The sequence below is a fragment of the Streptomyces sp. NPDC012466 genome, assembly GCF_042955215.1.
Classification (GTDB): domain Bacteria; phylum Actinomycetota; class Actinomycetes; order Streptomycetales; family Streptomycetaceae; genus Streptomyces.
This window is the reverse complement of record NZ_JBIBEQ010000008.1, coordinates 161,485-186,481: the sequence shown is the minus strand read 5'-3', so window position 1 is coordinate 186,481 and position 24,997 is coordinate 161,485. Positions and strand designations below refer to the sequence as shown.

Genomic DNA, 24,997 nt, shown 5'->3' with positions numbered 1-24,997 from the left:
GGTGCTGCACCGACGCGGGAGAGGCAGGCAGCGCCCCTCCCGCTGGATGACGAGTCAGGCGTCGGGCGACCGGCGGTCGGTGACGAGATCCATGCGCGCCAGTTCGAGGAGGCGGTCGAGGTCGCCGCCCTTCGACACGGGCGCGTCCATGCCCGCGGCGTCCTCCAGGAGCGTCGTCAGCTCGGCCACCTGTGCCGAGTCGGACAGTCCGAGGAGGAGGCCGGGGTCGGCGTCCTGGAGTCGGCCGCGTACGTCGATCAGCCGTACGACGACGTCGTCACGCTGGAAGATCGTGCTGCGCAGCACCGGGCTGCGCGGGTCGTCCGCCGCCGTCTCGTCACGACGGGCCAGGAGTTCGGCCAACTGCATTCCGCGCTCCGGCCGCGCCGGGTAGTACAGGGCGTACCGCTCGGCCTGCGGGTTCTGCTCTCCCGCTGTCACATGGTGGACGGCCGGCAGCGCGGCCCTGGTGAAGAAGACCCGGGCCGACTCGGGGTCGTTGAGGTCCCGGTCCTGCTCGAGATGGGGATTGATGGCCTCCTCGACGGCCCGCACCTCGGGCTGCCGGGCGACGTGACGCAGCGCGGCCAGCAGGTCGCCCCGGACCTCGACGGCCCGCACCACCCGGTTGCCGTGCATGAACAGCGAGGTGCGGCACAGCCGGGTGGTGTCGTCGACCCTCGGCTCGGGCGACTCGTAGTCGGCGAGGATCTTGGCGACGATCTCCTCGCTGCCCGGCTTGACGGTGAAGGTGAGCGCGTGCCGGATCACCCCGTCGCCGATCCTGGGGGCGGTCTGGAGCCGGCGGTCCGCCTGGTCGGCGTCCGCCGCGGGGCCGCCGGTCTCGCGGACGACGTGGAAGCGCAACGACCGGGTGTCGCGCACACAGCTGTGCAGCGGCTCCACCATCCGCACGTGTTCCTCGCTGTTGACCCAGGCGAGGAACGGCGGGGCACTCTCCCACTCACTGGTGATGAGCCACTGGGAGGGGTTCTCGATCGACTGGCACAGCTGGTCGCTGACGTGACCGGGGACGGACGCGACCTGATTGCACAACTGTTCGTAGGCCTCGAGGAACTCCTGCTGGGCTCCGTCGTGGACGTCGACCAGGAGGACGACTCGGAGCCGGGAACCGTCGAACACGGACTGGGAGACATGGTGCGACGCCTGACGCGCCCGCGAACCTGCCACCTGTTCGGACGTGGTGGTCATCCTGCGCACATCTCCTTCGCGGAGGGGAAAGTGAGCGCCGGTCGCAGTGGTGCGACGTCAGCGTTCCTCGATCTTGTTGCCGTCCCCGCACATCGCGCGACTCGGATGAAGTAGGTGAGTGACGGAACGGGGGCGGCCGGAGCGAGAAGTGCCCAGACGGAGCGGGTGATCCGCGCGGTCCTCGGACTGCCGGTCGCACTCCCCCGCACAGGTGACGAGCACCTGTCCGCGTCCCGGTGGTTTCGTCACACACCGATCTCGGGAGACGGCATCGCTGGTCTTCTGTCCCGGTCGGGGCAGCCGGCATCCCGCCCGTCGACTCGCCCTGACCGGGACCCGATCTCGCCGCAGCCGGCCCCGGCCGTGCGATCAGATGCCTGGGGTGATCAGGCGACTGCCAGTGCGGTCCGCAGAACCTCGTGCAGCACCGCCTCGGCATCCGCGTCCGGCCCCTGCGACCGCCACACGACGAACCCGTCGGGCCGGACGAGTACGGCGCCCCCGGGACCCGTGCCGTGGCGGTCCGCCCAGTCGGCGGCGTCCTCCGGCACCAGGTCGGCCTGAGCTCCGGTGCCCACCCGGTACGACCTGAGCGGGAGGGACAGCTTGTCGGCGAGGCGCAGGGCGGCCTCGTGCCACTCGTTCGGCTCAGTGGCGTCACTGAGCAGCACGAGGGAGCGCTCGTAGAGGTCGAGCGTCGAGATCCGTTCGTCCCCTCGGCGTACCCACAGGTGGGGGGCCCGGCTGCCGGGGCCGCCGGTCAGGTCGAGGCGCTCCGGCACCACCGGGACTTCGGGGTCGGCGCCGACGACGGCACCCTGCGGGTAGCGGTAGCCGAGGGCGACGTTGAGGATGCCCTTCTGAGGGCCACCGCCGCCCGCTGCGGGGGGCGCTGCGAACCCGGGGTGGCTGTGCTCGGCGGACCGGGCCGCGGCCCGCGCGCTGGTGGCCTCGGCGACGGGACGGCGCTCGGCGTCGTAGGTGTCCAGCAGTTCCTCCCCCGCCCAGCCGTCGAGCACCGCGGCCAGCTTCCAGGCGAGGTTGTGGGCGTCCTGGATACCGGTGTTGGAACCGAAGGCCCCGGTGGGGGACATCTCATGGGCCGAGTCACCGGCCAGGAACACCCGTCCCGACCGATAGCTGCGGGCGACCCGCTGAGCGGCGTGCCAGGGGGCCCTGCCGGTGATCTCCACATCGAGGTCGGCGACCCCGACCGCCCGGCGGATGTGCTCGACGCACCGCTCGTCGGTGAATTCCTCCAAGGCCTGCCCGCGCTCAGGGTGCCAGGGGGCGTGGAAGACCCAGTTCTCGCGGTTGTCCACCGGCAGCAGGGCGCCGTCGGCCTCCGGATTCGTCAGGTAGCAGACGATGAAGTGACGGTCGCCCACGACATCGGCGAGACGGCGGGAGCGGAACGTGAGGCTGACGTTGTGGAACAGGTCGCCGGGTCCGCTCTGCCCGATACCGAGTTGCTCGCGCACGGGGCTGCGCGGGCCGTCCGCGGCGACGAGGTAGTCCGCACGGATGGTGGTGTGCTCACCCGTCTCCCGGCTCTTGACCACCGCGGTCACACCGGCTCGGTCACTGTCGAACGACATCAGCTCCGTGGAGAACCGCAGGTCACCCCCGTGCTTGCGGGCATGGTCGAGCAGGACCGGTTCGAGGTCGTTCTGGCTGCACAGGCACCAGGCGCTCGGGCTGAAGCGGGCCAGGCCACCACCCGGGTCGATGTCCCTGAACAGCCACTCGCCCGCGTCGCCGACCAGGGTGGGCGTCTGCAGAATGCCGTGGTTGACGGCCAGGGTGGCGGCCGCCTCCTGGATCGCCTTCTCGACTCCCGCCACCCGGAACAGTTCCATCGTGCGGACGTTGTTGCCTCGGCCTCGCGGGTGGATGGAGGTGCCTGCGTGGCGCTCCACCAGCACGTGCGGTACTCCCAGCCGTCCGAGGAACAGCGAGGTCGACAGGCCGACCAGGGAGCCGCCCACGATGAGGACCGGGACGCTGATGGTGTGGGGGCCCGTCCGTCCGGCTCGTTCGTTCATCACTCTCGCCTCCAGCGCATCGATGCCGCCGACCCAGCCGGATACGGCGGAGATCCTCATGCATGCCCCGCGAAGGTGACGGTGGCTCAGGCTTCACCCGCCTGGGTCGCGGCGCGGGCGGCGACCGGGCGCTGCGGCTGTGGGACATGACCAACCCACGGACCCCGACACTGTCGTCGAAGCGACCCGTGCCGCACACCGACGCCGTCCCTCCGTCGGCGTGCACCACGACGGCCGGCCGCAACCAGCAGCCACAGGAACGGGTGGTATTCGCCGACCGCGCCGTGCGGACAGCCGAAGGAGCCCGCCCCTTCGGGGCGCCTCTGCAACGCCTGCGGACGGTGTCGTCGCAGACACGGGTTCCGCTGCTTCACCGGGCCCTGCCATGAGGTGGGACGAGACATGCCTGTGGGCCCCGGGTGATCCCGGGGCCCACAGGCCGACAGCGGTGTGGTGGGTTACCAGCGATACCAGCGGCCCTTGCGGCCGCCTGTGTCCGCGCTGCGCAGCACGAAGCCCAGCAGCCAGACGACCAGCACGATGACGGCGATCCACCACAGTGCCTTCAGCGCGAATCCCGCGCCGAAGAGGATCAGGGCCAGAAGCAGAACGAGAAGCAGGGGAACCATAGTTATCAACCTCCGTCGCACCTTGTGCCCGGCGATTCGAAGAAAACACGACCGATCTTCCTGGTTTCTTCACTCCCTTCGCGGGAACTGGTCCCCATTCCTTTTATCGGCGTTCACTTCACGGTCGCCGGCGTCGCCAGGGGCTGCTGCCGTCAGCGAGTGGGGAAGAGGTCCACCGATCGCTCGCGCCGTGCTCAGGCGGCGAGGTGTCCCCCGGTGAGGAAGGCCGCGAGCCCGAGACAGACCACGTTCACCATGACGAGCTTGTACTGGCCAAGGCGGCCATGGGCGACCATGGCGCCGACCATCAGAAGGATCCAGCACAGGGCGGTCACCGGCACCATGACCGGTGCGGTGCCGAGGGCGGCGGACAGGATCAGCCCCACCGCGGCGAGCGACTCAAGGACCCCGAGAGCCTTGACGAAGCCGACGCCGGCATGTGCGGTCCACTCGCCGCCATGCTGCGCGGCCGGCTTCTCCTTGGGGATGAACATCTTGGTGATGCCGCCGGCCAGGGCGACGGCGGCCAGCAGCCCAGCCGTGATCCACGACGCGAGGTCCGCGAGGTACTCCTGATCCGGGTGGAAGGTAGAGGTCTGTGCGGCTGGGTGTGTTCGGCCATGCCGGACACAAACTACGTCCCCTCGTGGACGCATTGGGCACCCGCTACCCCGGCAGCGATGTCCAGTTCGGCGAGGTCAACGGCAGCGACCCGTTCACCGCCCTGCGCACCGGAGAGCACGACGCGCACGTGCTCTGGCTGCCCGTTGCCGAACCGGACCTCACGGTCGGCCCCACCGTGCTGACCGGAAGCCGTGTGCTGGCCGTGGCGGCGAACCATCCGCTGGCCGAGCGCATGACCGCGTCCCGGGAGGACCTCGCCGACAACCACGTCGTCGACCTCGGGCCCGTCTCCCTGTGACCTGTGACCTGTGACCTGTGACCTGTGCGCAGGATCCGGGACCGGGCCTGGGCGGGGTCGGGATGGGGAACGTCGTGCTGGTGGGCGCGGGCTGGTCATGTCCCATTCCCGGAGCGCGGTCAGCGGTGCGGGACCGGCGGGGAGGGCCTGGCCGGTCTCGGCAGGAGGGGGCGGCCGTTGCACCGGCCCGGCGCCGGGTGGAAGCGCTCGGGCCGGTGCTCGGGGTGGGTCAGCGTGCGTCGAGTGCTTGGGCGAGGTCGGCGGTCAGGTCGTCGGCGGCTTCGAGGCCGACGGACAGGAGGACGCCCCTCCCGCACGCGCCCACCTGCATCATCGTCACCGTCGGCCCGGGGGCTGTTGTCGCAGCTCTGACCGTTGGCGTGGCCCAGGGTGCCTGCTGTTCAGCTGGGGAAGCGGCCCCGCCGACGGAGGTGACCCGGCTGACCTCCAGAGAAGTGCCTGCGGCGACGACACCGAAACGCGGCGAGGACTCCTGCCAGGCAGTCGGCCCGGCAGGAGTCCTCGCCTCACGGGTCCGCTCCGTCCTCACCTCTCGGGCGAGCAGCGGAAACCCGCGCTCTGCTCGATCAGATCTCGTCCATCGGGAAGTCCTCGTCACGGGGACCGCTCTCACCGAACTCGGCGTCGTTCAACACCGGCGCCCCGAAGAAGCCGTTCATGAGCTCGTTCAGATCCAGCTTCGTGGCACCGGCCGGAGCGGTGGGCTTGGCGCCCTCGCGCAGCCGCACGGTCAGACCCAGTTTCTTGACCTTGGCGCTCTCGGCCAACTTGGCGAGGTCCACGTCCACTTGGGACAGCTCGCCGTTCTTGAGCGTGAAGTCCGCCGTCACCTTGGCGTCGGGGGCTTCCTTCAGGTCCTTGTCCGTCGGCAGGCCCATGCCCGGCGGCAGGTCCTTCACCAGCGGGCGGATCTCGCCGAACAGGTCGGTGATCAGCGTACGGAAGGGGGCCGTGGCGGTGACGTGCTCGGTGCCGTCACTGCCGCCGGCCGTCTTGAACTTCACATCACGGGCGACGACCTCGCGGAGCGCCTTCACGAGCTTCTTCTGCGTTGCGGCATCGAGGGACGGCGCGGGCGCGGGACCGCCTTCGGCCTCTTGGTCCTCGGCGACGGCCTCGTTCATCTCCTTGGTGCTGAACTGCACCCACTTGCCCTCGATGACGTCCTTCAGCGCCCCGGCCTCCGGGGGCAGGTCGTCGGCGTCCGGCAGGGGGCTGCCCATCACCTTGCCCATGGCGTCCAGGTCGGCGCGGATGTAGGCGGAGTCGCCGATCACCCGGTACTCGGCGAGGTCGCCATCCGGGGTGCTGACCTTCATGGCCGTGCCGACGAGGTCCTTCTCACCGGACTCGTCGAGCGGCTTCTTCGACTGCACCGTCACAGTGATCTTCGCGCCGCTGAGCAGCTCGGCGACCTCGTCCGGGATCTCCTCTCCGGGCGCGGGGTCGGACTTGGCGTCCAGGGCCTTCAGGGACGCGACATCGGTGTCCAGATCGAGCTCGAAGGAGAGTGTGTTCTTCTTGCCGAGCTTGTCGAAGGCCCGGTCGAGCTTCTTGCCGGCGGACAGTTGCTCCACCGTTCCGCAGGCGGCCGCGCCCGCGAGAACAGCACCGACGACTGCGGTGGCGGTCAGGGTCTTGCGTATGGGGTTGATGATGGTCTCCTCGTGGCTCCGATCACAACGTGATCGGTCAGAAGACTCACCACACACCCACAGGGTTGTGCTGCCGACAACAAGTCGGCGCGAATGGGAGGTTCGGCCCTTGTTCGAGGACTTCGAGGTCAGGCGGGTCGGGCCGACGAGATATCGACCTTCGTTCGCCACGGCGGAGGGGCCGCCGGCGGCGCTGCCGCCGGCGTGCCGGTGCGCCGAACTCCACCGGCCCGTGGCGTGCGGAGAGGGTCGCGTGTCACAGCCAGCCGTTGCGGCGGAAGGCCCGGTACAGCAGTCCGGCCCCGAGGGCCATCACGGCCAGCGCGCACGGATAGCCGTAGCGCCAGTCCAGCTCAGGCATGTCGGCGAAGTTCATGCCGTAGACCCCTGCGACCAGAGTGGGGACGGCCAGGATGGCCGCCCACGCGCTGATGCGGCGCATGTCGTCGTTCTGCCAGGTGCTCACCTTCGCCAGATGGGCGTCCAGGACGGAGCCGAGCAGGTCGTCCAAGGCGCGAACCTCGGTGTCGGTGCGGGTGAGGTGGTCCGCGACGTCGCGGAAGTACGGCACCATCTGCCGCGGCCAGGTGTCCCGCGGTGTGGTGAAGTCGTGCACCACGGGCACCAGGGGCTGGACGGCGTCGCGGAACTCCACCACCTCCCGCTTGAGTGAGTAGATCTGCTCCGTCAGGTCGTCGCGGGCGGGCGAGAACACGCACCGTTCCAGGTCGGTGAGGTCCGAGCGGACCTGTGCCGCCGCCTGTGCGTAGGCGTCGACGATCACGTCGGTGACCGCGTGCAGGACGCTCACCGGTCCGAGCCGCGCCATCTGCGGTGCGTCTGCCAGCCGGTCGGCAGCCTCCACGGTCGGGTCGGCCTCACCGTGCCGGACGGTCAGGGCGAAGGACGGCCCGAGGAAGATCATCACCTCGCCGGTTTCCACATCTGCGGTCTGCTCGACGAACCACAGTGTCCTCACGGCGACTGCCAGTACGTCGCCGTAGCGCTCCTGCTTGGGTCGCTGGTGCGCTTGGACGGCATCCTCGATCGCCAGGGGATGCAGGTCCAGGTGCTCGCCCAGCCGTTGCAGCTCGTCCTGGTCAGGTTCGTCCATCCTGATCCAGGCGAACTCGTCCGGCTTCAGCACGGCCAGGCGGTCGAGGACGACCTGGCATCCTTCGCCCTTCGGCCGGCACTCGATCGTTTCGCACTCGCCCGTCTGCTCTCGGTAGATCGCGCACTCCATGCCCCCTCGGATGCTTCCGCTGCCGCGTTCCATGCGCGGGCGGCACACAGAGCTCAGGGGCCACGCGCCACCTGCACCATGCGGTCACCAGACCTTCACGTTTGTCCGCTGCCGACGGAGCCTGGGCGGGAACCCGGGTGTCACCGACCGGAGGGAACTGGGCTGTGATCACTGTCGCCGTGCTGCTGCTGCCGGCTCTGGGTGTGCTGCTGTATGTCATGGATCGTGTCGAGGACCGCCTGTCGGCCCGCCCGTCGGCGGCCCGTCACGCGCGTAAGCGTCACCTTCGACTGGTGCACAGCGCCGGTCCGTCCCGTACCGAGCGGAGTCCGGCCAGGCATTCCGCACGACGCGACGAGGCAGCCTGACGCAGCCACAGGACTGGACGGCCCGGGGCGCCCCTCACGGCATGAGGTGCGTCCTGAAGGCATGCGTCCTCTGTCCCCCAGCCGCACCGGCATCCGATTGAGCCGTCGCCCGCGGGTACTCGGCGGGCATGAAGCCGCATCTTCCCAGGCGGAAAGAGCACTACGGCAGCGACGACGCACCCGAACGCGAGATCCCTCCGCCTGAGGAAGTGGGTCCCGGGCCCGCGGTGGAGCGGCGCGCCCCGGACAAGCCCACGAAGCTGCCGAAGACGGCGTGGGCGGCGGTGCTGAAAGGCAGCCTGCGTGAGTTCAAGGACGACGAGCTGTCCGACCGGGCTGCGGCGCTGACCTACTACGGCCTGTTGTCGATGTTCCCCGCGCTGCTGGTCCTGGTGTCGCTGCTCGGGCTCACCGGCAAGTCCGCCACGGACGCGGTGCTGGACAATCTCAAGCAGTTCACTCCCGGCTCCGCGCGCGACATCATCACCGGCGCCGTCACCCAGTTGCAGGGCAACGCGGGTATCGGGTCGATCATGGCCATCGTCGGCATCGTCCTGGCGGTGTGGTCGGCTTCCGGATACGTGGCCGCCTTCATCCGCGCGGCCAACCGTGTCTACGACATGCCGGAGGGCCGCCCGGTGTGGAAGATCCTTCCTGTCCGGGTGGGGCTGACGGTCGTGCTGATGGTGATCGCCGTCGTCAGCGCTCTGATCGTCGTCTTCACCGGCGCCCTGGCCCGCCAGGTCGGCACGGCCCTCGGGATCGGCGACACCGCGCTGGCGGCGTGGTCGATCGCCAAATGGCCCGTCCTGGTGGTCCTGGTCACGATCATGATCGCGCTGTTGTACTGGGCCAGCCCGAACGCCAGGGTGAAGGGGTTCAGGTGGATCACGCCGGGCAGCTTCCTCGCCCTGGTCATCTGGATGATCGCGTCCGGCGCCTTCGCCTTCTACGTCGCCAACTTCGCCTCGTACAACAAGACGTACGGCACCATGGCCGGTGTCATCGTCTTTCTCGTCTGGCTGTGGATCAGCAATCTGGCGATTCTCCTCGGCCTGGAATTCGACGCGGAGATCGTCCGGCAGCGGGCGATCGCCGGGGGTCTGCGCCCGGACGAGGAGCCCTACACCCAGCCGCGCGACACCAGGAAGTGGACCGAGAGGGATCTGCGCCGGCTGGACGAGACATGACCGTCGCCCAGCGGATGCCGGACAGGTTCGGAAGGTCTGGCTGCTTTACCTCGCAGCGTTCGGGATAACCGCAGTTCATGACGTCGCTGACGAGTTTGTTCGAGGCTGATCGGGTTCTGACGCAGCGGGCGGCTTCCCGCACCCCACCGAGCGTCGCCAAGGCGCTGTCCGCGGTCGAAGAGTGCGCGGAGAGCACGAAGCTCTGGTGCGGGGCCGCCGCGGCCATGGCCTGGCTGGGGGGATGGCGGGGCCGCAGGGCAGCGGCAGCCGGGCTGGGGGCCATGGTCGTGGCGCAGCTGGTGTCGAACGGCCTGTGCAAGCAGCTCGCCGACCGCCCCAGGCCGCCTGCGGAGTGGATCCCGCACGACGAGGTCGCCGACCGCCCCGACTCCTCCTCGTTCCCTTCCGGGCACACCGCGGCCGCAGTCGCCTTCACCGCCGCCGTCGCTCCCATCTGGCCGATCGCGGGCGCGATGTGCGCCGTTCCGGCCGCCATGGTGGCCGTCGAGCGGGTGCAGTCGGGGGCCCACTACCCCACCGACGTCGCCGCCGGCGCGGCGATCGGTCTGGCCGGCGCCTGGCTCACGCGACATGCTCCGGCGCTGCTTCTGCGTCACTGGCGGTAATCCGCTCCGCCATGGCAGGAGGCGGCCCGGCCCGAGACGAGCGCGAACGGGATGTGTCCCTCGCCGCCGTCCTGGAGGGCCGTGCCGCCTTCGGGGACCGGCCTCGCCACCGTCCTGGAGGGCCGTGCCGCCTCCGGGCAGCGCCCTCACCGCAGCCTCAGACCCCCGGGGGGGCGGGAAGCGACGACGGCAGGAGGTCGTCGCAGAAGCGCCTGCACGCGTCCTGCATTGGACCTTCGAGGGGCATGACCCTCTACAGCGGCGAGCCTCCAGGAAAAACGGCCTCGGGTTCGGCCAGAGCGATGCGGGCCGTGATGCGCTTGCCGACGGCCTCCCGATCGATGGACAGGCCGTCGGTCACCGCTTCGACGATCTCCAGCCCGTGGCCGCCGATCCGGCCGGGGTCCGCGGCTCGGGCCGCAGGCACCGTGGGGTCGCTGTCCCGCACGACGACTTCCACCGCTCGCACGGAGAGACCGAACTCCACGAGGACCGGGCCGGAGGCGTACTTGCAGGAGTTGGTGACCAGTTCGCTGACCACCAGTTGGGTGAGATCCATCGCGCGCGCCGGCACCAGCAGTCCATAGTCGTCACCGGCTTGGTCGAGGAAGGCGACGGCGTGCTGGCGGGCGTCCGCGATACAGCCGTCGTCACCGCCCAAGGCGATACCGACGCGCGTCAGATGCCCTTCCGGCGTTGTACATCCGTCACCATCAACAGCACATGCCACTGGCCTCGCCCTCACTCCCCGCTTGACGTGCCAGTACCCCCTGATCCGCCCCGCATGCCGCACGGATGGTGTGCACAGCGGTGACATGGGTTGCATCCGGCCGAGAGCGGCGCCGGTCGCGCACGACGCCGGCTACCGTCCCTGAGAGCCGGTGCACGGTCGCGTACGGCCCCGTTACGGTGAAGGGGCCGTGCCGGCCGCCTGTCGGTTGTCAGAGGAAGGTCCACGTCACGGCGATCCTCCCCGCGCTGAGGGGAGCGATCTTCTGGAACGCTGCCGGTGACAGATCGAGGTCGCCGTGCCCACAGCCCGGACAGCTGTCCGCGACGATGACGTCCACCTGGCCGTCCGGGCCGGTCACACGGATCTTTCTGCCGCACAGGTCCGAGCTGTACTGCGCCATGTTGAGGGCCGCGACGAAGTCGGTGTTCTGGTGGAAAGTGCCGCAGGCGCCGAGGCCGACGTCGTAGTACGTGGCCTGACCGCTATAGGTGTCCCGTGCGGACACGGCCGGACGAGCCGATCCATACGCCGCGGCGTTGCCTGGTCCAGCACAACCCAGGAGGAGCGCCACCACACCGGCGACAACCCCGAGTCGCCTGACTGATCTGTGATTCATGCCGGTACAGCTACAGGTCACGGCCACAACGCGCCAAGAACGCATAGGCCGAACGGGGCGCCAAGTCCTCGGCGCCCTCCGTGCGGCATCAGTCGGAACGAGCCGGCCGGTGTCTTGAGGACCCGTGCTACCGCACCACGCGGTACCGGAGGTGGACCACCTTCGGACTGAGGGTGCGGGTCTCGGCGAGTTCGAGATCCACCCGGCGCCCGTGCCGGGGGAAGAACGGAATGCCACCGCCCACCAGCACCGGGAGGACCACGGTCCGGTACTCGTCGATCAGATCCAGTGCGGCCGCCTCGGCGGCGAGGGTCGCGCCCCCGATCGCGATGTCGCCCTCTCCCGGTTCGGCCCGCAACCGCTCGATCTCCTCCGCCAGACCGCCGGAAGCCAGACGGGCATTGCCCTGCACCGCCGACAACGTGGTGGAGAACACCACCTTCGGGAGCGGCTTCCAGAGCGCGGCCCACTCGAGCTTGGAGTCGTCGAGCGAGGGATCCTGATCGGCGGTCTCCCAGTACAGCATCGTCTCGTACAGCCGTCGCCCCAACAGGTGGACGCCGACGTCCCGGATCTCGTCGATCCAGAAGCGGAAGACGCCGTCGTCCGGCGTCGTCCAGTCGAAGTCGCCGTCCGGCCCGACGATGTAGCCGTCCAGCGAGACGTTCATCGAATAGGTCACGCTGCGCATCAGCAGTCCTCCTCGGTAACGGATGCGACAGTAGGACCACCGGACCCCGCGAGAGCCACCCCGACGCGCGGGATCTCCTCTCGCCAACCACCCGATGCGGCGCATTCCCGGCTGCCGCGGCTCCGAGTCGTCTGCGCCCGCGACCACCGGCCGCCGGTGGTCCCTGACCGATATCCGCCCGGTCAGCGGTCCGCGCCGGGCAGTACGGGTGCGTTGGCGGCGCAGCCGGTAACTGGGCGCTATGGTGCCCCGGTTGCCGGACTGGAAAGGCGGGTCGCAGACGTGGCACCCCGGAAAGTGACGCGAGACCAGTTGGCCGGGGCGGCGCGGGCCGCGCTGGGGGGCGGGCGGCGGCTGGAGTCGGTCGAGCGGCTGGCGGGCGGCACCAGGAAGGGTGTGTACCGCCTGACCATGGACGACGCCGCGACGGCTATCGCCTATCTGTGGGAGGAGTCGGAGAACTACTGGCCGACCGGCGAGGGGGACGGTGACCTCGCGAACCCGTTCTCGCCCGGTGCCGGGCTCGACCTGTTCGAGGCTGCCCATGCGCGGCTGGACGCGCTGGGCCTGCGGGTTCCCGAAGTCCATCTGGTCGACCGCGACCACACCCACTGCCCGGCTGACCTGGCCCTTGTGGAGGACTTCCCGGGCGAAGACCTGATGGACCTGCTCGACCGCGACCCGCGCGCGGCGAAGCCGACGATGGCACATCTCGCCGATGCCCTGGCAGCGATGCGACGCCATCGGGCGCCCTCCTTCGGGAAGGTCGCTCTCATCGACGGAGGCGGGGAGTCGCGGGCGGTGTCGTGCGAGGAAGCCGCGTTCGACTTCGCGATGGTGTGCCTGGCACAGGCGGCTTCGCGTGACCGGAGGATCGCGGACGCCCGCGACCGGCTGGAGGAGCGGCTGCGAGAACTCACCGCATCAGTCCGGCCGCGTGCCGAGTACTCGGTCGTCCACGGCGAGCTGGGGCTGGACCACGTGCTGGTGGACCGGGACGGCAACCCCGTCCTGATCGACATCGAGGATCTGATGTACTTCGACGCCGAGTGGGAGCACGCCTTCCTGCGGCTCCGCCACTCCGAGGACCACTACCGGCGGCTGGCCGTCGAGGGCCTCGACGAGAACCGGCTCGCGCTCTACACGCTCACCCAGCGGCTGTCCCTGACGGCCGGGCCGCTCCGGCTGCTCGAGGGCGACTTCCCCCACCGGGCCTTCTTGCGGGGAATCGCCGAGCACCACTTGAACCAGGCTCTGGCGCTGGTCTCGGTGGTTCGGGTCGAGGGGTCGGGGTGAGGGCGCAGTGCCGAACCCTCGTATGCCGGGTTTCGCGGCATCGGCGCGGGTGAGTGCCCGGTCCCGTGGGCTCGTGCCCGGGTGTGCCGTCTCCCCTCGTCGCGCTCGGTGTGGAGGGCCCTTCCTACTACGGTGAGCGGCAGGTCGTAGGTTGGGGCGGGCGGGCCCGGCGCGGATGGGTGCTCGGCCGCGGAAGCAGATGTGCCACCGACCCAGGAGATGCCCGTGCCCGGCCGCCCCAGCGTCCTGTTCGTGACCGACCTCGCCTACCGGGCCCAGGGGCGGCGCTACTGCGACGAGGACATCTTCCTGTCGTCGCGGTTGCGGGACGACTTCGACATCGCGTTGTGCCACCCGCTGGATGCCGCCGCTCTCATGGACGCCTTCGACGCGGTCGTGGTCCGCAACAGCGGCCCCGTGCTCCATTACCAGGAGGCGTACGACGCCTTCCGGAACCAGGCCGCAGCGCGCGGCACGAGGGTCTACAACCCCCTGTCCGGCCGGGCCGACATGGCCGGCAAGCAGTATCTGCTGGACCTGACGGCTGAGGGATACCCGGTCATTCCCACCGTCGACAGGCCCGAAGACCACGGCATGCTGCCCGAGACCGACCAGTACGCGGTCAAGCCCAAGGCAGGCGCCGACTCCATCGGCCTGACCTTTGTCCCCAGGGACCGGCTGGGCGGCGTCATCCATGACGGCATCCTGGTCCAGCCCCGCATCGATTTCCGCTACGAAGTGTCGTTCTACTACGTCGACGACGCCTTCCAGTACGCCCTCCACGCCCCCGACCCCGACCGGCGCTGGGCCCTTGAGCCCTACGAGGCCACGGACGCCGACCTCGGCTTCGCCCGCCGGTTCATCGACTGGAACACCCTCGATCACGGCATTCAGCGCGTGGACGCCTGCCGTACCCAGGAGGGCGGCCTCCTCCTGGTCGAGCTGGAAGACCTCAATCCGTACCTGTCCCTGGACCTTGTCGACGACCGGACCCGCGACGCCTTCGTCACCAGCATGACGAGTTCCCTTCACCGGTTCCTGAGCGCCTCAGCCGGTACCTGAGCCGGTCTCATACGCCGGCGGCCCCGTCGATGCGTTCGCGGAGGAGGTCGGCGTGGCCGTTGTGGCGGGCGTACTCCTCGATCATGTGAATGAGCACCCACCGCAACGACACCGTCCCGCGCCAGGAGTCCTGACCCTCGACGTCCAGGTCGGGGGCCTCGGCGGCGAACCGTTCGGCGAAGGCCACCTCGGTCCGCCACGTCTTCCATGCCGCCGCGACCACGCCGGGGTCGTCCGTGGCGCCGTCGAAGTCTCCATCGGGGTCTGCGGCCGAGGAGAAGAGGGCCGGCGCCTCCTGCGCGGCCAGAACCCGCCGGAACCAGCGGCGTTCCACATCCGCGAGATGCCGGACCAGTCCGAGAAGCGAGAGCGTGGAAGGTTCCACGGACCTCAGGGACAACTCCGATTCCAGCCCGGCGCACTTCAACTGAAGCGTGGCGCGCTGGGCACTCAGGACATCGATGAGCATGCGCCGTTCGTCGCCGGTCGTGGGGCCGCTGAACCGGCGAGCGCTGTCGGCGCCGTTCCACAGTTCGGCTCTTCTGGTGGGACCGCTCATGTCCGTCCTTCCGTTCGCGCCGCGCGCTGTTCGCGCGGCGTGACTGCCACGGTCGCGTACCGCACGGTGAAGCCGCCACCCATCGCCTCGGATCGGCGCCGCGCACTTGCCCGCGTGGCAGGGAGTCGACCGGTGATCGTCAGGCTGTCCCACCACCCTTTCGAACGGTGCGCAGTTGTCTCATGAAATCTTCGGGCACCTCCCGCCTCGGTCACATGAGACAACTCCCATCGACAACGGACCCGTTGGACGCCGCACATGGCAGCCCCGAGGATCGTGCCGAGCAAAGGAACATCACTCGACGGGAACATCCGGCTCGTGTTGTCCGTACCATCACTACACCAAGGCATCTTGCGGCACATGCGGCGTCGCTGCCGGCCGACGAGACTCCTGCCCCAGAGCAGGCATCATCGCGGCACGGCCACACGCCCAGGAAAGGTTCACCCCCATGCCCGAGACAACAGTTCCCGCCACTGAACTGGCATCGCAGTACATCAACCAGGTGACCGGCGACCTTGAGACGAACGTCAAGGAGCAGGAACGCATCGGTGCGGAGATCGCCGCTCTGCAGGAGCAACTCGCCGCGCTGCAGCGCGACCACAGCGTACTGGTGAACGTGCAGAAGGCACTCGGCATCGCAGAGACCCAGGCCGAGCCTGCCGCCGAGCCTCAGAGGGCCGAGGTTCCTTCTCCACGGAGCAAGAAGGCCGGTGCCGCATCCGGCGGGAAGGCCAAGGCACGTACCTCCACCGCCGCGCCGCGCAAGAGCGCCGCCAAGAAGTCCCCGGTCGAGGAGGCGGGCACCGCGAAGACGGGCGCTGCGAAGGCGGGCACCGCGAAGACGGGCACCGCGAAGACGGGCACCGCGAAGACGGGCGCTGCGAAGGCGGGCACCGCCAAGACGGGCGCTGCGAAGGCGGCCCAGCCCACCCTCGTGGAGCTCATTCGGCGACACCTCACCGACCAGAAGGAACCCCGATCCGCCGCGGAGATCTCCACGGCGCTCGGCAAGGCACACCCCAAGCGCGACATCGCCGCCAAGGTCGTACGCGTCACGCTCGAGGGACTCGTGGCCAAGAGCCAGGCCGAGCGCACCAAGCAGGGCAGGTCAGTCTTCTACAGTGCGCCGGCCTCCGAGCCGGCCCTTGCTCCCGAGACGCAGGCGCAGACCGAGGTCGCGGACCACTGACCGCTGACGCCGAACGCGGCAGCTCACCTCGGTAGCTGCCGCTGCGCCACCGACGAACCTGGTCAGTGCCCATGCGTCATGGGCCGGCCAGGCATCTCTCACGCATGCGCAGCGGGTGAGCGGTGTGGGAACCGTCTTGAAGGGCCTTCAACGTGTCCCGTGGGGTGAACCCAACCAGTGAAGTCACTGCGCAGCAGCGGCTCTTCCCAAGTACGCCGACAACTACATCCGCCAGGTGCAGTGGGAAATCGACGCACATGAGGCCGTGTTGGCCGGCCGCCGGATCGTCCAGGGGCTGACCGGCTCCGTGGATCCCGAGATCGCCGAGGCTGCTGGGAAGCTCCTCGACGCCTGCGATGCGGAGACGGAACGGTGATTGCTCGACTGCCCCGGCGCTGCCCGTTCCCCGACCGCAAGACCCTGCCGTCAAGTGCCCCGGGCGCCCCCTCCTCCATGGTCAGGCGGGCATCGGGGATGGCGGCGGCGGTGGCTTCGGCGTGCGTGGGCGGGAACACGGGGTCAGGGCGGTTCCGCGCCGCACACCTGGTTCCGTGAGCGCGGCCGGGCGCTGCGCATCCACCTGGTCTCCCTCTTCACCCGTGCCAGGGCCGACGGTTCAGCGCGTGCCGGGACGGACCCGGCGCTTCTGGCCGCGGAGACGGCGGCGTTCATCGAGGGAGCACATCCGCAGTGGCTCCTGGACCCCGAGCAGGTCGACCTGACGGCCGTGCACCGCAGCTATGTCGAGGGGCTGGCCCTTCGCCTCCGGCCATGCCCCCCGTCGTCGGGCCGCCAGGTCACCTCAGGCCACGGCGGTTCCATCCAGCTCGACCATCTGGCCGGGGATCGCCAGCCGTGTCACCCCGAGCATCGTCGTGGTGGGCGCCACCCCGGCCGCGGCCAATCGCCCCGCCAGTACGCCGTAGTGGGGAAACAGCAGGTCGACGTCGGTGGTGTAGACGTTGAGCCGGACCAGGTTCGCGAGGGACAGGCCGGCCTCGCCGAGCACGGCCTCCAGATTGGCGAGGCTCAGCGCCAACTGCGCGGCCATGTCCCCCTCGTGCTCCGGCTTGCCGTCGCCGCTCATCGCGGTCTGTCCGGAGCAGTACAGGGTCCGGGTGTGCCCGGAGACGATCTCACCCTGGTTGAATCCCCTCTCCACCGACCACGTCACCGGGTTGACTGCCGTGCGTTCCACTGCCACATCAGCTCCTCGAAGCATCGGGTTGCCGTCGTCGTCGACGTCCGTGTCCAGCAGCCTTCCAACAAAGCACGACACCCTTCGTCATGTATTCGATACGGTTCCCGCATGCGCGCCGATCGGCTGGTCTCGCTGGTGCTGCTGCTGCGTCAGCGCGGCCGGCTGACCGCGGGCGCCCTCGCCCGCGAGCTCGAGGTGTCCACCCGCACCGTGCTGCGCGACATCGAGGCGCTGTCCGCCGCCGGTGTACCGGTCTACGCCGAGCGCGGCCGGCACGGCGGGTTCGCCTTGCTGCCCGGCTTCCGCACCGAGCTCACCGGGCTGAATCACGACGAGGCCCTTGCATTGCTGACCGCCGGATCTCAGCGCGGCGAGCAGGCATTCGGCCTCGGCTCGGCGCTCGCTTCGGCCATGCGCAAGGTGGTTGACGCGCTTCCCGAAAATCATCGAGCCACCACGAGCGACGCGGCCCAGCGCTTTCTCGTCGAGCCGGAAACCGACCTGCTCTCCCGTCGGCCGGTCACCGAGGAGGTGCCCGGCACGGTCATGATCGAAATTCGGCGGGCGGTGCTCGCCGGGCACAAGCTACGCCTCCACTACGCGGCCACCGGCCAGCCACCGCGATGGCGCACGGTGGAACCGATCGGCTTGGTGACCGTACGCGACCGTGGCTACCTGCTGGCCACGAGATCCGGCGCGGACCGCACCTATCGGCTGTCGCGGGTGTCAGCCGCCGAGGAACTCCCCGAACCGGCACAGCGACCGGACCGGGTCGATCTGGACCGGGTCTGGCGGGAACGCTGCGCGCGGTTCCTGTCCGAGGGCCACATCACCGTGCTGATACGGGTGGATCCCAAGCGGCGCGAGGACTTGCTCAGCAGCGTGGTGGCCGTCCGCGCGACGGAACCCGGCCCGGACGGCTGGTTGCGGCTCGAAGTGACGTTCCAAGATCTACGACACGCCGAGTGGGCGCTGTGGCAGCTGAGCACGGACGCGGAGGCCCTGGCCCCGGCGTCGTTGCGTACCGTGCTGCGCGACCGCGCCGCCGCGATGGCCGCCCGGTACGACGACGCGTCCTGAGAGCCGGTCAGCCGCAGCGGGCCGCCTGCGGTCTCGGCCGCGCCCCCTCAGTGCCCGGCAGCCACCTTCACGAGGGCGACCGCCACACCGATCGCCGCGTCGACGAGGCCGGCCGCCACCGCCGCCAGGGCGCCGCCTCCCATGCGCAGCCCGCCCACACAGCCCCACAGGAACAGCGAGACGACGCCCACGCCCGCCGCCGCCAGCAACGCGGCGTCCAAGGACAGCACGTCCAGCGCCGCCAGGGCGATCAGCGCGGCCGGACCCACGGCGCAGGAGAGCAGTGGGCTGCTGACGTACAGCATGCGGCGAAGCTCACGGCCGGTGGCGAGGTGGCGGTGGACGGTGCGGTGCGCCTGCTGGTCGGCGACGAGCGCCGCGAGCCACAGGCCCAGTGCGGTCGTCAGAACCGTGGCGACAGCGCCGAGGGAACCCACGTCACCGAGCGACAGACCGACCACCACGGCGATCATCGTGATGGTCGCGTAGATGCGCTCCTTCAGACGATCCGCCAGTACGCCGGCCTCCGTGCCGGAGGGCTGGTCCGCTCGCCCGTGGTCCGCCACCTGATGCCCCTCACCTGCCCCGGGCCGCCGGTCGTGCGTCCCTGCTCGGTCGTCGCGGCACGCGCGAGTGCCGTCCCCATGTCACGGCTACCAGCATGCCCGGGCCACAGGCCGAAAGCGGCAACCCGGGCGCAGAGCGGGAGGCCGTTTCGGACCGACCGCCACTGAGGGGGACGGCCACGCCCACACTCCTGGCCGCCGCATCCCTGACCGGGGATGAGGCAGCTCTAGTGCCGGTCGCCCCGGGGCGTGTCGGCGGGGTCGTCCGTCAGGGCGATGCGGGCGGTGACGCTCTTGCCGAATCGTTCCAGCCGGGCTTCGAAGCCCTGGGCGACAGCCCTCACGATCTCCAGGCCGTGCTGGCCCACCCGGCCGGCGTCGGCACCCTTCGCGACCGGCAGTACGGGGTCGGAGTCCCACACGGTCACCTCGACCACATCACCATCGATGCGCAGGTTCATCAGTGCCGGGCCGGGTGCGTACTTGCAGACGTTGGTCACCAGCTCACTGACCACGAGCTGGGTGAGGTCCAAGCCGCGCCGGGAGACCTTCAGCCCTCGTTCGGCCTGCCCCCTGGCCAGGAAGTCCGCGGCCAGGTGACGTGCCTGAGCGATGTCCGTACCGGCCCCGTCCAGGGCCACACTGGTCTGCCAAGCACGCCCGTCCGGGGCCGCGTCCTCACGGCCCGAGGGCTCTGGTTCCCTCATCGCTGCCTTCGCTCCCCGTACACACGCTCCGCGTACCCGGGCGAGCGCGGTCGACGCTCCATTGCGCCCGCCGTCGGCTCCGTCACCCGGCGGTGTTGGCCCTACGATGCGGGCAGTGCCCGGTACACAGTTCCGGTCTGCCAGTATCACCGACATGGCTGAGGGAGATATGACGAACCTCGAACCAGCTGAGCGGTCGGGCCAGCTGTCGGTCGTCTCCACCACCATGGAAGGCATCCGCGTCCTGACGCTCAGCGGAGAGATCGATCACCACACCGGCAACCGGTTCCAGCAGGCTCTGTACTTCTCCGACGCCGCGTGCCCTCGCGTCGTGGTCGACATGAGCGGTGTCACCTTCATGGACTCCACCGGCATCAACATCCTCATCACCGCCCACCGCATCCTGAGCGAAGACGGCGGCTGGCTGCGTCTGACCGCAGCCGGCGAAACCGTGAAGCGCACGATGCACATCGTCGGCATCGACACCATCATCGACTGCCGCGAAACCCTCCACGAGGCTCTCAGCACCTGAGGCCGCCGAAGGCCCGAGTCGATCTCACGGCGGGATGACATCGGGCGTGGCCGGTCACTACGGCAGCGCAATGTTTCTGCCACCGATCGGTATGCGTGCGCCGGCCCCGGGAAATTTCACACCCGCGCGGACGCACGGACACCGTCCCGCCCTCCACCTCGCGTCCTCCGCATCACAGCACGTCGTGGGCATCTTGACCCCGACGAACGAGCAGCTCTACATTCCCCAGGCAGTTCGACCACGTGTCACCCGTCTTCCTATGTGAACGCCTGCATCTCCCTCACCGCTGCCCTTCCCTCAAAAGATTCGCCCGGTTCCCGAAACATTCGACGGACAGGACCCTGGCCGAGCCGAGACCGACCTGTCCGGGTGACGATGCCGCGAAATGCCTAGCGATCACGAGGAGTTCGCATGGACGACGATGCCGGACGCGCGGTGAGCCGACGGTCGGTTCTGGGCGCGTCCCGGTCACCATCACCGGCTCGGAGGGGACGACGGTCACCGTGCACGCCGAGGTCGACAATCCCGCCATCCCCCGCTCCCAGCTGTCCGGCTTCGTCGAGGCGAACGGCTACGTCGCATCGAGGGCGCGCACTTCTCCCGCAACCTCCCCGCCCACGGCGTCTCCTGGCGCCGCATCCCCGGCATCGGCCGCACCGGCGACGGTCTGCGACCCTTTCCCGTCACCGCCGCCCCTCAGCCCGCGGGCTCCGGACCCGGCTCGAGTACGACCTCAGTCCCTCCACCACCGGAACCGTCACCGTCTGGGCCCATCTGGCGCCGCGCAATCCGGCGTTGTCCGCCTCCGGCCTCCGGTACGCCGCGCCCTTCGACGACCAGGCGGCCCGGAACGTGGACATCATCGCCGCCACGGGTTCCAACGACGCCACCGTGAACAGCCCATGGGGCCGCAACACCGCGGACAACGTCAACCGCACCAGCACGACGCACCGCATCGACACCGCCGGGCGGCACGTACTGAAGTTCTGGATGGTCGATCCCACCGTGGTCCTGAGCAAGATCGTCATCGACACAGGCGGTCTCAAGTACAGCTACCTCGGTCCCCCGGAGAGCATGCGGACGGCCTGACCGGTCCGAAGCACATGCCCGCACAGACGGAGGTACGTGGTTCATGAAACGGAGACCAGCTCTGGTGAGTGTCATCGTCACTCCGGCCGTGGCGGCCGCCGGTCCCTTCGCCTGCGCGGCGGCGGGTGCGGCGCGCGGCGAAGCGACCCACCCGTCCGGTTACCCCACCCCGACGACGAAGGGCGCGCACTGGGTCACCACATGGACCGCCGTGCCCCAACCGACCGAGCCCACCAACATGCCGCCCGCTCCGTTCACCCAGGGCAACCGCGTCTTCGCGGACGCCACACTGCGCCAGACGGTACGCGTGTCGGTGGGCGGCCGGTACACGCGGATACGCCTGTCCAACGCGTTCGGGGGCACGGACCTGCCCGTCACCGCCGCCTCCGTGGCACACCCGGCGGACGGCAAGGCCGGCGTCAGCGCCGTCGTGCCCGACAGTACGCGTCCGGTGACGTTCGGCGGGCGTGCGGGCATCGACATTCCGAAGGGCGCGCAGGCGGTCAGCGACCCATTGGACTTCAAGGTCCGGCCGGGGAGCAATCTGACCGTCACGCTCTACCTGGCCGACGGCCAGGCATCCGGCTCCATCACCTCACACCCGGGCTCGCGAACGACCTCCTACATGCTGTCCGGTGACCACCTCGGCGACAGCGACCTGCCCGGCGCCACCCCGGTCGATCACTGGTACTTCCTCAGCGGCGTCGAGGCATGGTCCACCCGCACCACCGTCGCGGCCGTGATGCTGGGTGACTCACTCACCGACGGACGCGGTTCCACCACCAACGGGAACGACCGGTGGCCCGACCAGCTCCTGGACCGGCTCCAGTCCCGGTCTGACACCTCCGGCATCGCGATCCTCAACCAAGCGGCCGGAGGCAACCGGGTCCTCCACGACGGCCTGGGCCCCAACGCGCTGGCCCGCCTGGACCGTGACGTCCTCGCCCAGAGCGGCGTCGGTTGGCTCCTCGTCTTCCAGGGGATCAACGACATCCCCGGCGGAACCTCGGAGTCGTCGGCGAAGCAGGTCACGGCCGACCTCGTCAACGCCTACCAGCAGATCATCACCCGAGCACACGCCCAGGGCATCCGCGTCTACGGAGCCACGCTCACCCCCTTCGGGGGGAACGGCTACGACGACGCTGCCGGCCTCCACGAGTCCTCCCGGCAAGCGGTCAACGCATGGATCCGCACCAGCGGCCGATTCGACGCCGTCATCGACTTCGACCAGGCGGTCCGCGATCCCCGGAACCCCCGTCGGCTCTCCCCCGCCTACGACATCGGCGACCATCTTCACCTCAACCCCGCCGGTTACCGGGCCCTTGCCGACGCCGTCCCCACCGAGCTCTTCCAGTGGCCCCCTGCCCCACCCGGCTTCACCTGGCCGAGCAGACAGCAGCGACAGGGCGGTGGCGGACGCGCCGGGACTGACGGCGTCGATGGGGAGCCTGTCGGCGGTGTGGTCCGCGGCGGCGGCCCGGGGCAAGGCGGAGACGACCGCTTCGCCGGCGAGGAGTGAGTCCGACGCGGACCGCGCCGCCCGGATCGCCCGCTCCCCCGGGCCGTGAGGCGTTCGAAAAACGGTAGAACCGCGCGGCCGTGCGCCGCTACCGTGCCGGCGGACCGAGTCGTCTGGGTAAGGACGTGCCGTTGTACACCCTGTGAGACCTCCCAAGCGCTGATGTGTCGCGCGTCGCGCCTGTGCGCCGCGCTGCTTCTTGCTGCGGACTTCTCACTGGAACCGGTGTACTTCTGTGCTCGATACCTGGCTGGTCGCGCCCACCTGCCCGCCGCTCGTCATCCGCCGTTGCCACGCGTGCGCGTCGGAGCGATTCCGGGCAGACGGCGCGTTCCGCGTCAACGCGAACCACAAACTCATCGACGCCTGGCTCCTCGCGCTCTGTACCTCCTGCGAGGAAACGGCAAAGCTCACCGTCCTGGAGCGGACCCATGTGCGCTCCGTACGACCCGCACTGCTGGACCGGCTGCACGGCAACGATCCCGGCCTGGCAACGGAGTTGCTCCAGGACCCGGCCGTGCGGCGCCGCAACCGTATCGCCCTCGACTGGAACAACGCCTGGCGTCTCGACACTGGCGGATCGGCTCATATGGAACGCGAGGTGGTCGAGGTCGCGGTCCGCTTCGCGGCACGGATTCCTGTCCGGCCGCTGCGGCTCATCGCGCAAGGCTGCGGTCTTTCGCGGGCCGAGGCCGAGAGGCTGATCGCGGAAGGGAAGCTCGTCTCGGCAGTCCGGCTGAGCGGCAAGCTCTCCGACGACTTCACCTTCACGCTCAAGCGCTGAGCGCTCCTCAGGGGCGGGGGCCTGCCCGGCGGGTTTCGCCGGGCAGGCCCCCGCTGTCATCCGCGGCATCTTCGTCAGGGGATCGCTTCGTGCTGCATGATCAGCTCATGCAGAACGCTGCTTCCTTCCGTGACCAGACCAATTGGTCCGGTGGCTACTACGAACTCGGCATCGAGATCGGCTCGACCGATGACGCCGCTGTACAGGCGGTCCTGAGCGCCCTGTGGTCCGCGGCCGGGGTACAGGGGTGTTTCGCCTTCAGGGACCGTGAGCCCGAGGAACAGGAATCCGCGCCGTGCACGGTCGCCTCCCTCACCGAGTACGGCCACCTTCATGGCCAGGTGCGCTTGCCGAACGGCCGGGTGGCCGTCTGCGGTTGCGTGGCGATCCGAGGGGGCGACGACAGCAGCGACTGGCTGGACTTCTACGTTCCCGCCGGGGCCCTGGACAAGGCGGGTATCCCCTATGGGGACGACCGGTCGTTCTACAGGTCCGCCGTCATGGACGACTGGCTCGCGGCCACGGGGACCGAGGTCTTCGAGCGGGCGAGGTTCAGCCTCGGCCTGATCGGCTGGGAGGTCTCCGGGTGCACCGACGCGGCGACGCTGGCGGGCAGGATGCCGGAGGAGCGCGGGATCGGATACCTGCTTCCGCACGAGGGAGGCCTGCGGTACGGGGCGGCCGACGGCTGAGGCCGGCCGCGGCCCGGACACGTCAGGGCGGCTCCGTCCCCTGCGCCGGGGAAGGAGCCGCCCATGTGTACCGGAGGCGTATGCCTCAACGGGTCATGCGTGACGGTGCGAGTGCCGGTTGCCGGTGACGAGGCGGTAGATGGCGAGCAGGATGAGGGAGCCGACGACTGCGGCGATCCAGGTGGAAAGGTGGAAGAACCCGTCGATGGAGTCGACACCGAAGATCACCTTGCCGAGCCAACCACCGAGCAGACCGCCGGCGATGCCGATGAGCATGGTGATGATGATGCCGCCCGGGTCCTTGCCCGGCATCAGGGCCTTGGCGATAACGCCGGCGAGCAGCCCGATGATGATCCAAGCAATGATGCCCATGGTGCGTCTCCGCTTCGTCGTATAAAGGATGTGTTAGTTCATCGGGTGCGCCGATTCCGCCCGAACAAACATCTCCTCCTGGTGTCGACTCCGCGAGGTCGGGAGCCGAGGGCTGGAACGGGCGGCACGAGCAGCCTGGTTGACCGTCCGTCCGCCGCTCTCGCCCTCAGTGCCCGCAGTGCCCTACGCCGTTGAGGATCGCGCCGTGGTTGCTTTCGGCCTTCACGCTCTGGATGTTCGGATGGGTTCCTGCTCATCACCGCGGCTCCCGAAGGACGTCGCTTCGATTTGCCGCGAGGGTCAGGCCGGCGGCGGCGCCGCCGATGTTCATGAGTGCGCCGTGAACGGCTTCGGCGACGGAGCACGCCGCGTGGCGTCGTCTGCACCGTGCGCTC

At 69.6% G+C, this 24,997-nt stretch carries 28 protein-coding genes and 2 pseudogenes; 15 read left to right on the top strand and 15 right to left on the bottom strand.

Going from position 1 to position 24,997, the window contains the following annotated elements; translation table 11 throughout:
• Window positions 1-54: 54 nt before the first annotated feature.
• The 4 genes from ACFY9E_RS28415 to ACFY9E_RS28400 form a co-directional block, all read right to left on the bottom strand.
• Window positions 55-1,212 (bottom strand): SchA/CurD-like domain-containing protein, encoded by a 1,158-nt coding sequence (locus ACFY9E_RS28415; protein WP_390988688.1) that lies wholly within the window; start codon window positions 1,210-1,212, stop codon window positions 55-57.
• 386 nt (window positions 1,213-1,598) lie between these two features.
• Window positions 1,599-3,257, bottom strand: coding sequence for an FAD-dependent monooxygenase (locus tag ACFY9E_RS28410; protein WP_390989171.1), 1,659 nt, complete (start codon window positions 3,255-3,257; stop codon window positions 1,599-1,601).
• A 458-nt stretch (window positions 3,258-3,715) separates the two neighbouring features.
• Window positions 3,716-3,886, bottom strand: a complete 171-nt coding sequence (locus ACFY9E_RS28405) for a hypothetical protein (protein ID WP_031106884.1) — start codon at window positions 3,884-3,886, stop codon at window positions 3,716-3,718.
• A 194-nt stretch (window positions 3,887-4,080) separates the two neighbouring features.
• The gene (locus ACFY9E_RS28400; protein WP_390988687.1) at window positions 4,081-4,542 is read right to left on the bottom strand and encodes a DoxX family protein; all 462 of its coding nucleotides are present in this window, start codon (window positions 4,540-4,542) and stop codon (window positions 4,081-4,083) included.
• Between ACFY9E_RS28400 and ACFY9E_RS28395 the strand changes: the two genes are divergently transcribed.
• The gene (locus ACFY9E_RS28395) at window positions 4,533-4,808 is read left to right on the top strand and encodes a LysR substrate-binding domain-containing protein (RefSeq protein WP_390988685.1); all 276 of its coding nucleotides are present in this window, start codon (window positions 4,533-4,535) and stop codon (window positions 4,806-4,808) included. The two genes, ACFY9E_RS28400 and ACFY9E_RS28395, sit on opposite strands and share 10 nt — an antisense overlap.
• Before the next feature lie 587 nt (window positions 4,809-5,395).
• Here ACFY9E_RS28395 and ACFY9E_RS28390 read toward each other — a convergent pair.
• Together ACFY9E_RS28390 and ACFY9E_RS28385 are read right to left on the bottom strand one after the other, a co-directional pair.
• A complete protein-coding gene (locus tag ACFY9E_RS28390) occupies window positions 5,396-6,406 on the bottom strand; it encodes a hypothetical protein (protein WP_390988683.1) in 1,011 nt (336 codons plus the stop codon).
• Window positions 6,407-6,740: 334 nt separating this feature from the next.
• The gene (locus ACFY9E_RS28385; RefSeq protein ID WP_390988682.1) at window positions 6,741-7,730 is read right to left on the bottom strand and encodes a CorA family divalent cation transporter; all 990 of its coding nucleotides are present in this window, start codon (window positions 7,728-7,730) and stop codon (window positions 6,741-6,743) included.
• Window positions 7,731-7,894: 164 nt separating this feature from the next.
• Here ACFY9E_RS28385 and ACFY9E_RS28380 point away from each other — a divergent pair, with 164 nt between their 5' ends.
• From ACFY9E_RS28380 to ACFY9E_RS28370, 3 genes are all read left to right on the top strand, one after another.
• Complete coding sequence (locus ACFY9E_RS28380) at window positions 7,895-8,098, top strand: hypothetical protein (RefSeq protein ID WP_390988680.1); 204 nt, start codon at window positions 7,895-7,897, stop codon at window positions 8,096-8,098.
• Between the two features lie 128 nt (window positions 8,099-8,226).
• Window positions 8,227-9,288, top strand: a complete 1,062-nt coding sequence (locus tag ACFY9E_RS28375) for a YhjD/YihY/BrkB family envelope integrity protein (RefSeq protein WP_390988678.1) — start codon at window positions 8,227-8,229, stop codon at window positions 9,286-9,288.
• Between the two features lie 77 nt (window positions 9,289-9,365).
• On the top strand, window positions 9,366-9,914 hold the full coding sequence (locus tag ACFY9E_RS28370; RefSeq protein WP_390988676.1) for a phosphatase PAP2 family protein: 549 nt from the start codon (window positions 9,366-9,368) through the stop codon (window positions 9,912-9,914).
• 253 nt (window positions 9,915-10,167) lie between these two features.
• Here the strand turns inward: ACFY9E_RS28370 and ACFY9E_RS28365 are convergent, their stop codons facing one another.
• The 3 genes from ACFY9E_RS28365 to ACFY9E_RS28355 all read right to left on the bottom strand — a co-directional run bounded on the left by ACFY9E_RS28365 (window position 10,168) and on the right by ACFY9E_RS28355 (window position 11,954).
• Window positions 10,168-10,575 (bottom strand): ATP-binding protein, encoded by a 408-nt coding sequence (locus ACFY9E_RS28365; protein WP_390988675.1) that lies wholly within the window; start codon window positions 10,573-10,575, stop codon window positions 10,168-10,170.
• A 280-nt stretch (window positions 10,576-10,855) separates the two neighbouring features.
• The gene (locus ACFY9E_RS28360) at window positions 10,856-11,152 is read right to left on the bottom strand and encodes an RlpA-like double-psi beta-barrel domain-containing protein (protein WP_390988673.1); all 297 of its coding nucleotides are present in this window, start codon (window positions 11,150-11,152) and stop codon (window positions 10,856-10,858) included.
• A gap of 238 nt (window positions 11,153-11,390) precedes the next feature.
• Entirely contained in the window at window positions 11,391-11,954 is a 564-nt protein-coding gene (locus tag ACFY9E_RS28355) for a dihydrofolate reductase family protein (RefSeq protein ID WP_390988671.1), read from the bottom strand.
• A 297-nt stretch (window positions 11,955-12,251) separates the two neighbouring features.
• Between ACFY9E_RS28355 and ACFY9E_RS28350 the strand changes: the two genes are divergently transcribed.
• Both ACFY9E_RS28350 and ACFY9E_RS28345 read left to right on the top strand, forming a co-directional pair.
• On the top strand, window positions 12,252-13,250 hold the full coding sequence (locus ACFY9E_RS28350) for a phosphotransferase (RefSeq protein ID WP_390989169.1): 999 nt from the start codon (window positions 12,252-12,254) through the stop codon (window positions 13,248-13,250).
• 219 nt (window positions 13,251-13,469) lie between these two features.
• Window positions 13,470-14,312 carry a hypothetical protein gene (locus tag ACFY9E_RS28345; protein ID WP_390989167.1) on the top strand — a complete coding sequence of 281 codons (843 nt, stop codon included), beginning with the start codon at window positions 13,470-13,472 and terminating at the stop codon, window positions 14,310-14,312.
• A 7-nt stretch (window positions 14,313-14,319) separates the two neighbouring features.
• On the opposite strand, the gene ACFY9E_RS28340 is transcribed toward ACFY9E_RS28345, so the two are convergent.
• Both ACFY9E_RS28340 and ACFY9E_RS28335 read right to left on the bottom strand, forming a co-directional pair.
• Window positions 14,320-14,871, bottom strand: coding sequence for a DUF664 domain-containing protein (locus ACFY9E_RS28340; protein WP_390988669.1), 552 nt, complete (start codon window positions 14,869-14,871; stop codon window positions 14,320-14,322).
• A 211-nt stretch (window positions 14,872-15,082) separates the two neighbouring features.
• Window positions 15,083-15,826, bottom strand: coding sequence for a pentapeptide repeat-containing protein (locus ACFY9E_RS28335; RefSeq protein WP_390988668.1), 744 nt, complete (start codon window positions 15,824-15,826; stop codon window positions 15,083-15,085).
• On the opposite strand from ACFY9E_RS28335, the gene ACFY9E_RS28330 reads away from it, so the two are divergent.
• The 3 genes and pseudogenes from ACFY9E_RS28330 to ACFY9E_RS28320 all read left to right on the top strand — a co-directional run.
• Window positions 15,806-16,060 carry a BlaI/MecI/CopY family transcriptional regulator gene (locus ACFY9E_RS28330; protein WP_390988666.1) on the top strand — a complete coding sequence of 85 codons (255 nt, stop codon included), beginning with the start codon at window positions 15,806-15,808 and terminating at the stop codon, window positions 16,058-16,060. The two genes, ACFY9E_RS28335 and ACFY9E_RS28330, sit on opposite strands and share 21 nt — an antisense overlap.
• Window positions 16,061-16,295: 235 nt before the next feature.
• Window positions 16,296-16,436: a hypothetical protein gene (locus tag ACFY9E_RS28325; protein WP_390988665.1), complete on the top strand. Its 141-nt coding sequence runs from the start codon at window positions 16,296-16,298 to the stop codon at window positions 16,434-16,436.
• A gap of 54 nt (window positions 16,437-16,490) precedes the next feature.
• A pseudogene (locus tag ACFY9E_RS28320) lies at window positions 16,491-16,748 on the top strand (hypothetical protein); the annotation flags it as partial.
• Window positions 16,749-16,862: 114 nt separating this feature from the next.
• On the opposite strand, the gene ACFY9E_RS28315 reads toward ACFY9E_RS28320, so the two are convergent.
• A complete protein-coding gene (locus tag ACFY9E_RS28315; protein WP_390989165.1) occupies window positions 16,863-17,258 on the bottom strand; it encodes a Rid family hydrolase in 396 nt (131 codons plus the stop codon).
• Window positions 17,259-17,369: 111 nt separating this feature from the next.
• On the opposite strand from ACFY9E_RS28315, the gene ACFY9E_RS28310 reads away from it, so the two are divergent.
• Window positions 17,370-18,341 carry a WYL domain-containing protein gene (locus tag ACFY9E_RS28310; protein ID WP_390989163.1) on the top strand — a complete coding sequence of 324 codons (972 nt, stop codon included), beginning with the start codon at window positions 17,370-17,372 and terminating at the stop codon, window positions 18,339-18,341.
• Window positions 18,342-18,388: 47 nt separating this feature from the next.
• Here ACFY9E_RS28310 and ACFY9E_RS28305 read toward each other — a convergent pair whose 3' ends face one another.
• Both ACFY9E_RS28305 and ACFY9E_RS28300 read right to left on the bottom strand, forming a co-directional pair.
• On the bottom strand, window positions 18,389-18,907 hold the full coding sequence (locus ACFY9E_RS28305; protein ID WP_390988663.1) for a hypothetical protein: 519 nt from the start codon (window positions 18,905-18,907) through the stop codon (window positions 18,389-18,391).
• Window positions 18,908-19,134: 227 nt separating this feature from the next.
• A complete protein-coding gene (locus ACFY9E_RS28300; protein ID WP_390988661.1) occupies window positions 19,135-19,614 on the bottom strand; it encodes an ATP-binding protein in 480 nt (159 codons plus the stop codon).
• Between the two features lie 154 nt (window positions 19,615-19,768).
• Between ACFY9E_RS28300 and ACFY9E_RS28295 the strand changes: the two genes are divergently transcribed.
• The 5 genes and pseudogenes from ACFY9E_RS28295 (at window position 19,769) to ACFY9E_RS28275 (ending at window position 24,230) form a co-directional block, all read left to right on the top strand.
• Window positions 19,769-20,146 (top strand): anti-sigma factor antagonist, encoded by a 378-nt coding sequence (locus ACFY9E_RS28295; RefSeq protein ID WP_390988660.1) that lies wholly within the window; start codon window positions 19,769-19,771, stop codon window positions 20,144-20,146.
• A 580-nt stretch (window positions 20,147-20,726) separates the two neighbouring features.
• Window positions 20,727-21,235, top strand: a pseudogene (locus tag ACFY9E_RS28290) (hypothetical protein).
• 43 nt (window positions 21,236-21,278) lie between these two features.
• The gene (locus ACFY9E_RS28285) at window positions 21,279-22,754 is read left to right on the top strand and encodes a GDSL-type esterase/lipase family protein (RefSeq protein ID WP_390988658.1); all 1,476 of its coding nucleotides are present in this window, start codon (window positions 21,279-21,281) and stop codon (window positions 22,752-22,754) included.
• Window positions 22,755-22,989: 235 nt separating this feature from the next.
• Window positions 22,990-23,538 (top strand): DUF1062 domain-containing protein, encoded by a 549-nt coding sequence (locus tag ACFY9E_RS28280; RefSeq protein WP_390988656.1) that lies wholly within the window; start codon window positions 22,990-22,992, stop codon window positions 23,536-23,538.
• A 107-nt stretch (window positions 23,539-23,645) separates the two neighbouring features.
• On the top strand, window positions 23,646-24,230 hold the full coding sequence (locus tag ACFY9E_RS28275; RefSeq protein WP_390988654.1) for a hypothetical protein: 585 nt from the start codon (window positions 23,646-23,648) through the stop codon (window positions 24,228-24,230).
• Window positions 24,231-24,323: 93 nt separating this feature from the next.
• On the opposite strand, the gene ACFY9E_RS28270 is transcribed toward ACFY9E_RS28275, so the two are convergent.
• On the bottom strand, window positions 24,324-24,602 hold the full coding sequence (locus ACFY9E_RS28270) for a GlsB/YeaQ/YmgE family stress response membrane protein (protein ID WP_390988653.1): 279 nt from the start codon (window positions 24,600-24,602) through the stop codon (window positions 24,324-24,326).
• Window positions 24,603-24,997 lie beyond the last annotated feature (395 nt).

Bases quoted from the DNA above. Each gene is read 5' to 3' on its own strand.
- ACFY9E_RS28415 (WP_390988688.1), bottom strand. From the start codon at position 1,212: ATGACCACCACGTCCGAACAGGTGGCAGGTTCGCGGGCGCGTCAGGCG.
- ACFY9E_RS28410 (WP_390989171.1), bottom strand. From the start codon at position 3,257: ATGAACGAACGAGCCGGACGGACGGGCCCCCACACCATCAGCGTCCCG.
- ACFY9E_RS28405 (WP_031106884.1), bottom strand. From the start codon at position 3,886: ATGGTTCCCCTGCTTCTCGTTCTGCTTCTGGCCCTGATCCTCTTCGGC.
- ACFY9E_RS28400 (WP_390988687.1), bottom strand. From the start codon at position 4,542: ATGCGTCCACGAGGGGACGTAGTTTGTGTCCGGCATGGCCGAACACAC.
- ACFY9E_RS28385 (WP_390988682.1), bottom strand. From the start codon at position 7,730: ATGGAGTGCGCGATCTACCGAGAGCAGACGGGCGAGTGCGAAACGATC.
- ACFY9E_RS28375 (WP_390988678.1), top strand. From the start codon at position 8,227: ATGAAGCCGCATCTTCCCAGGCGGAAAGAGCACTACGGCAGCGACGAC.
- ACFY9E_RS28370 (WP_390988676.1), top strand. From the start codon at position 9,366: ATGACGTCGCTGACGAGTTTGTTCGAGGCTGATCGGGTTCTGACGCAG.
- ACFY9E_RS28355 (WP_390988671.1), bottom strand. From the start codon at position 11,954: ATGCGCAGCGTGACCTATTCGATGAACGTCTCGCTGGACGGCTACATC.
- ACFY9E_RS28345 (WP_390989167.1), top strand. From the start codon at position 13,470: ATGCCCGTGCCCGGCCGCCCCAGCGTCCTGTTCGTGACCGACCTCGCC.
- ACFY9E_RS28340 (WP_390988669.1), bottom strand. From the start codon at position 14,871: ATGAGCGGTCCCACCAGAAGAGCCGAACTGTGGAACGGCGCCGACAGC.
- ACFY9E_RS28310 (WP_390989163.1), top strand. From the start codon at position 17,370: ATGCGCGCCGATCGGCTGGTCTCGCTGGTGCTGCTGCTGCGTCAGCGC.
- ACFY9E_RS28300 (WP_390988661.1), bottom strand. From the start codon at position 19,614: ATGAGGGAACCAGAGCCCTCGGGCCGTGAGGACGCGGCCCCGGACGGG.
- ACFY9E_RS28295 (WP_390988660.1), top strand. From the start codon at position 19,769: ATGGCTGAGGGAGATATGACGAACCTCGAACCAGCTGAGCGGTCGGGC.
- ACFY9E_RS28285 (WP_390988658.1), top strand. From the start codon at position 21,279: ATGAAACGGAGACCAGCTCTGGTGAGTGTCATCGTCACTCCGGCCGTG.
- ACFY9E_RS28275 (WP_390988654.1), top strand. From the start codon at position 23,646: ATGCAGAACGCTGCTTCCTTCCGTGACCAGACCAATTGGTCCGGTGGC.
- ACFY9E_RS28270 (WP_390988653.1), bottom strand. From the start codon at position 24,602: ATGGGCATCATTGCTTGGATCATCATCGGGCTGCTCGCCGGCGTTATC.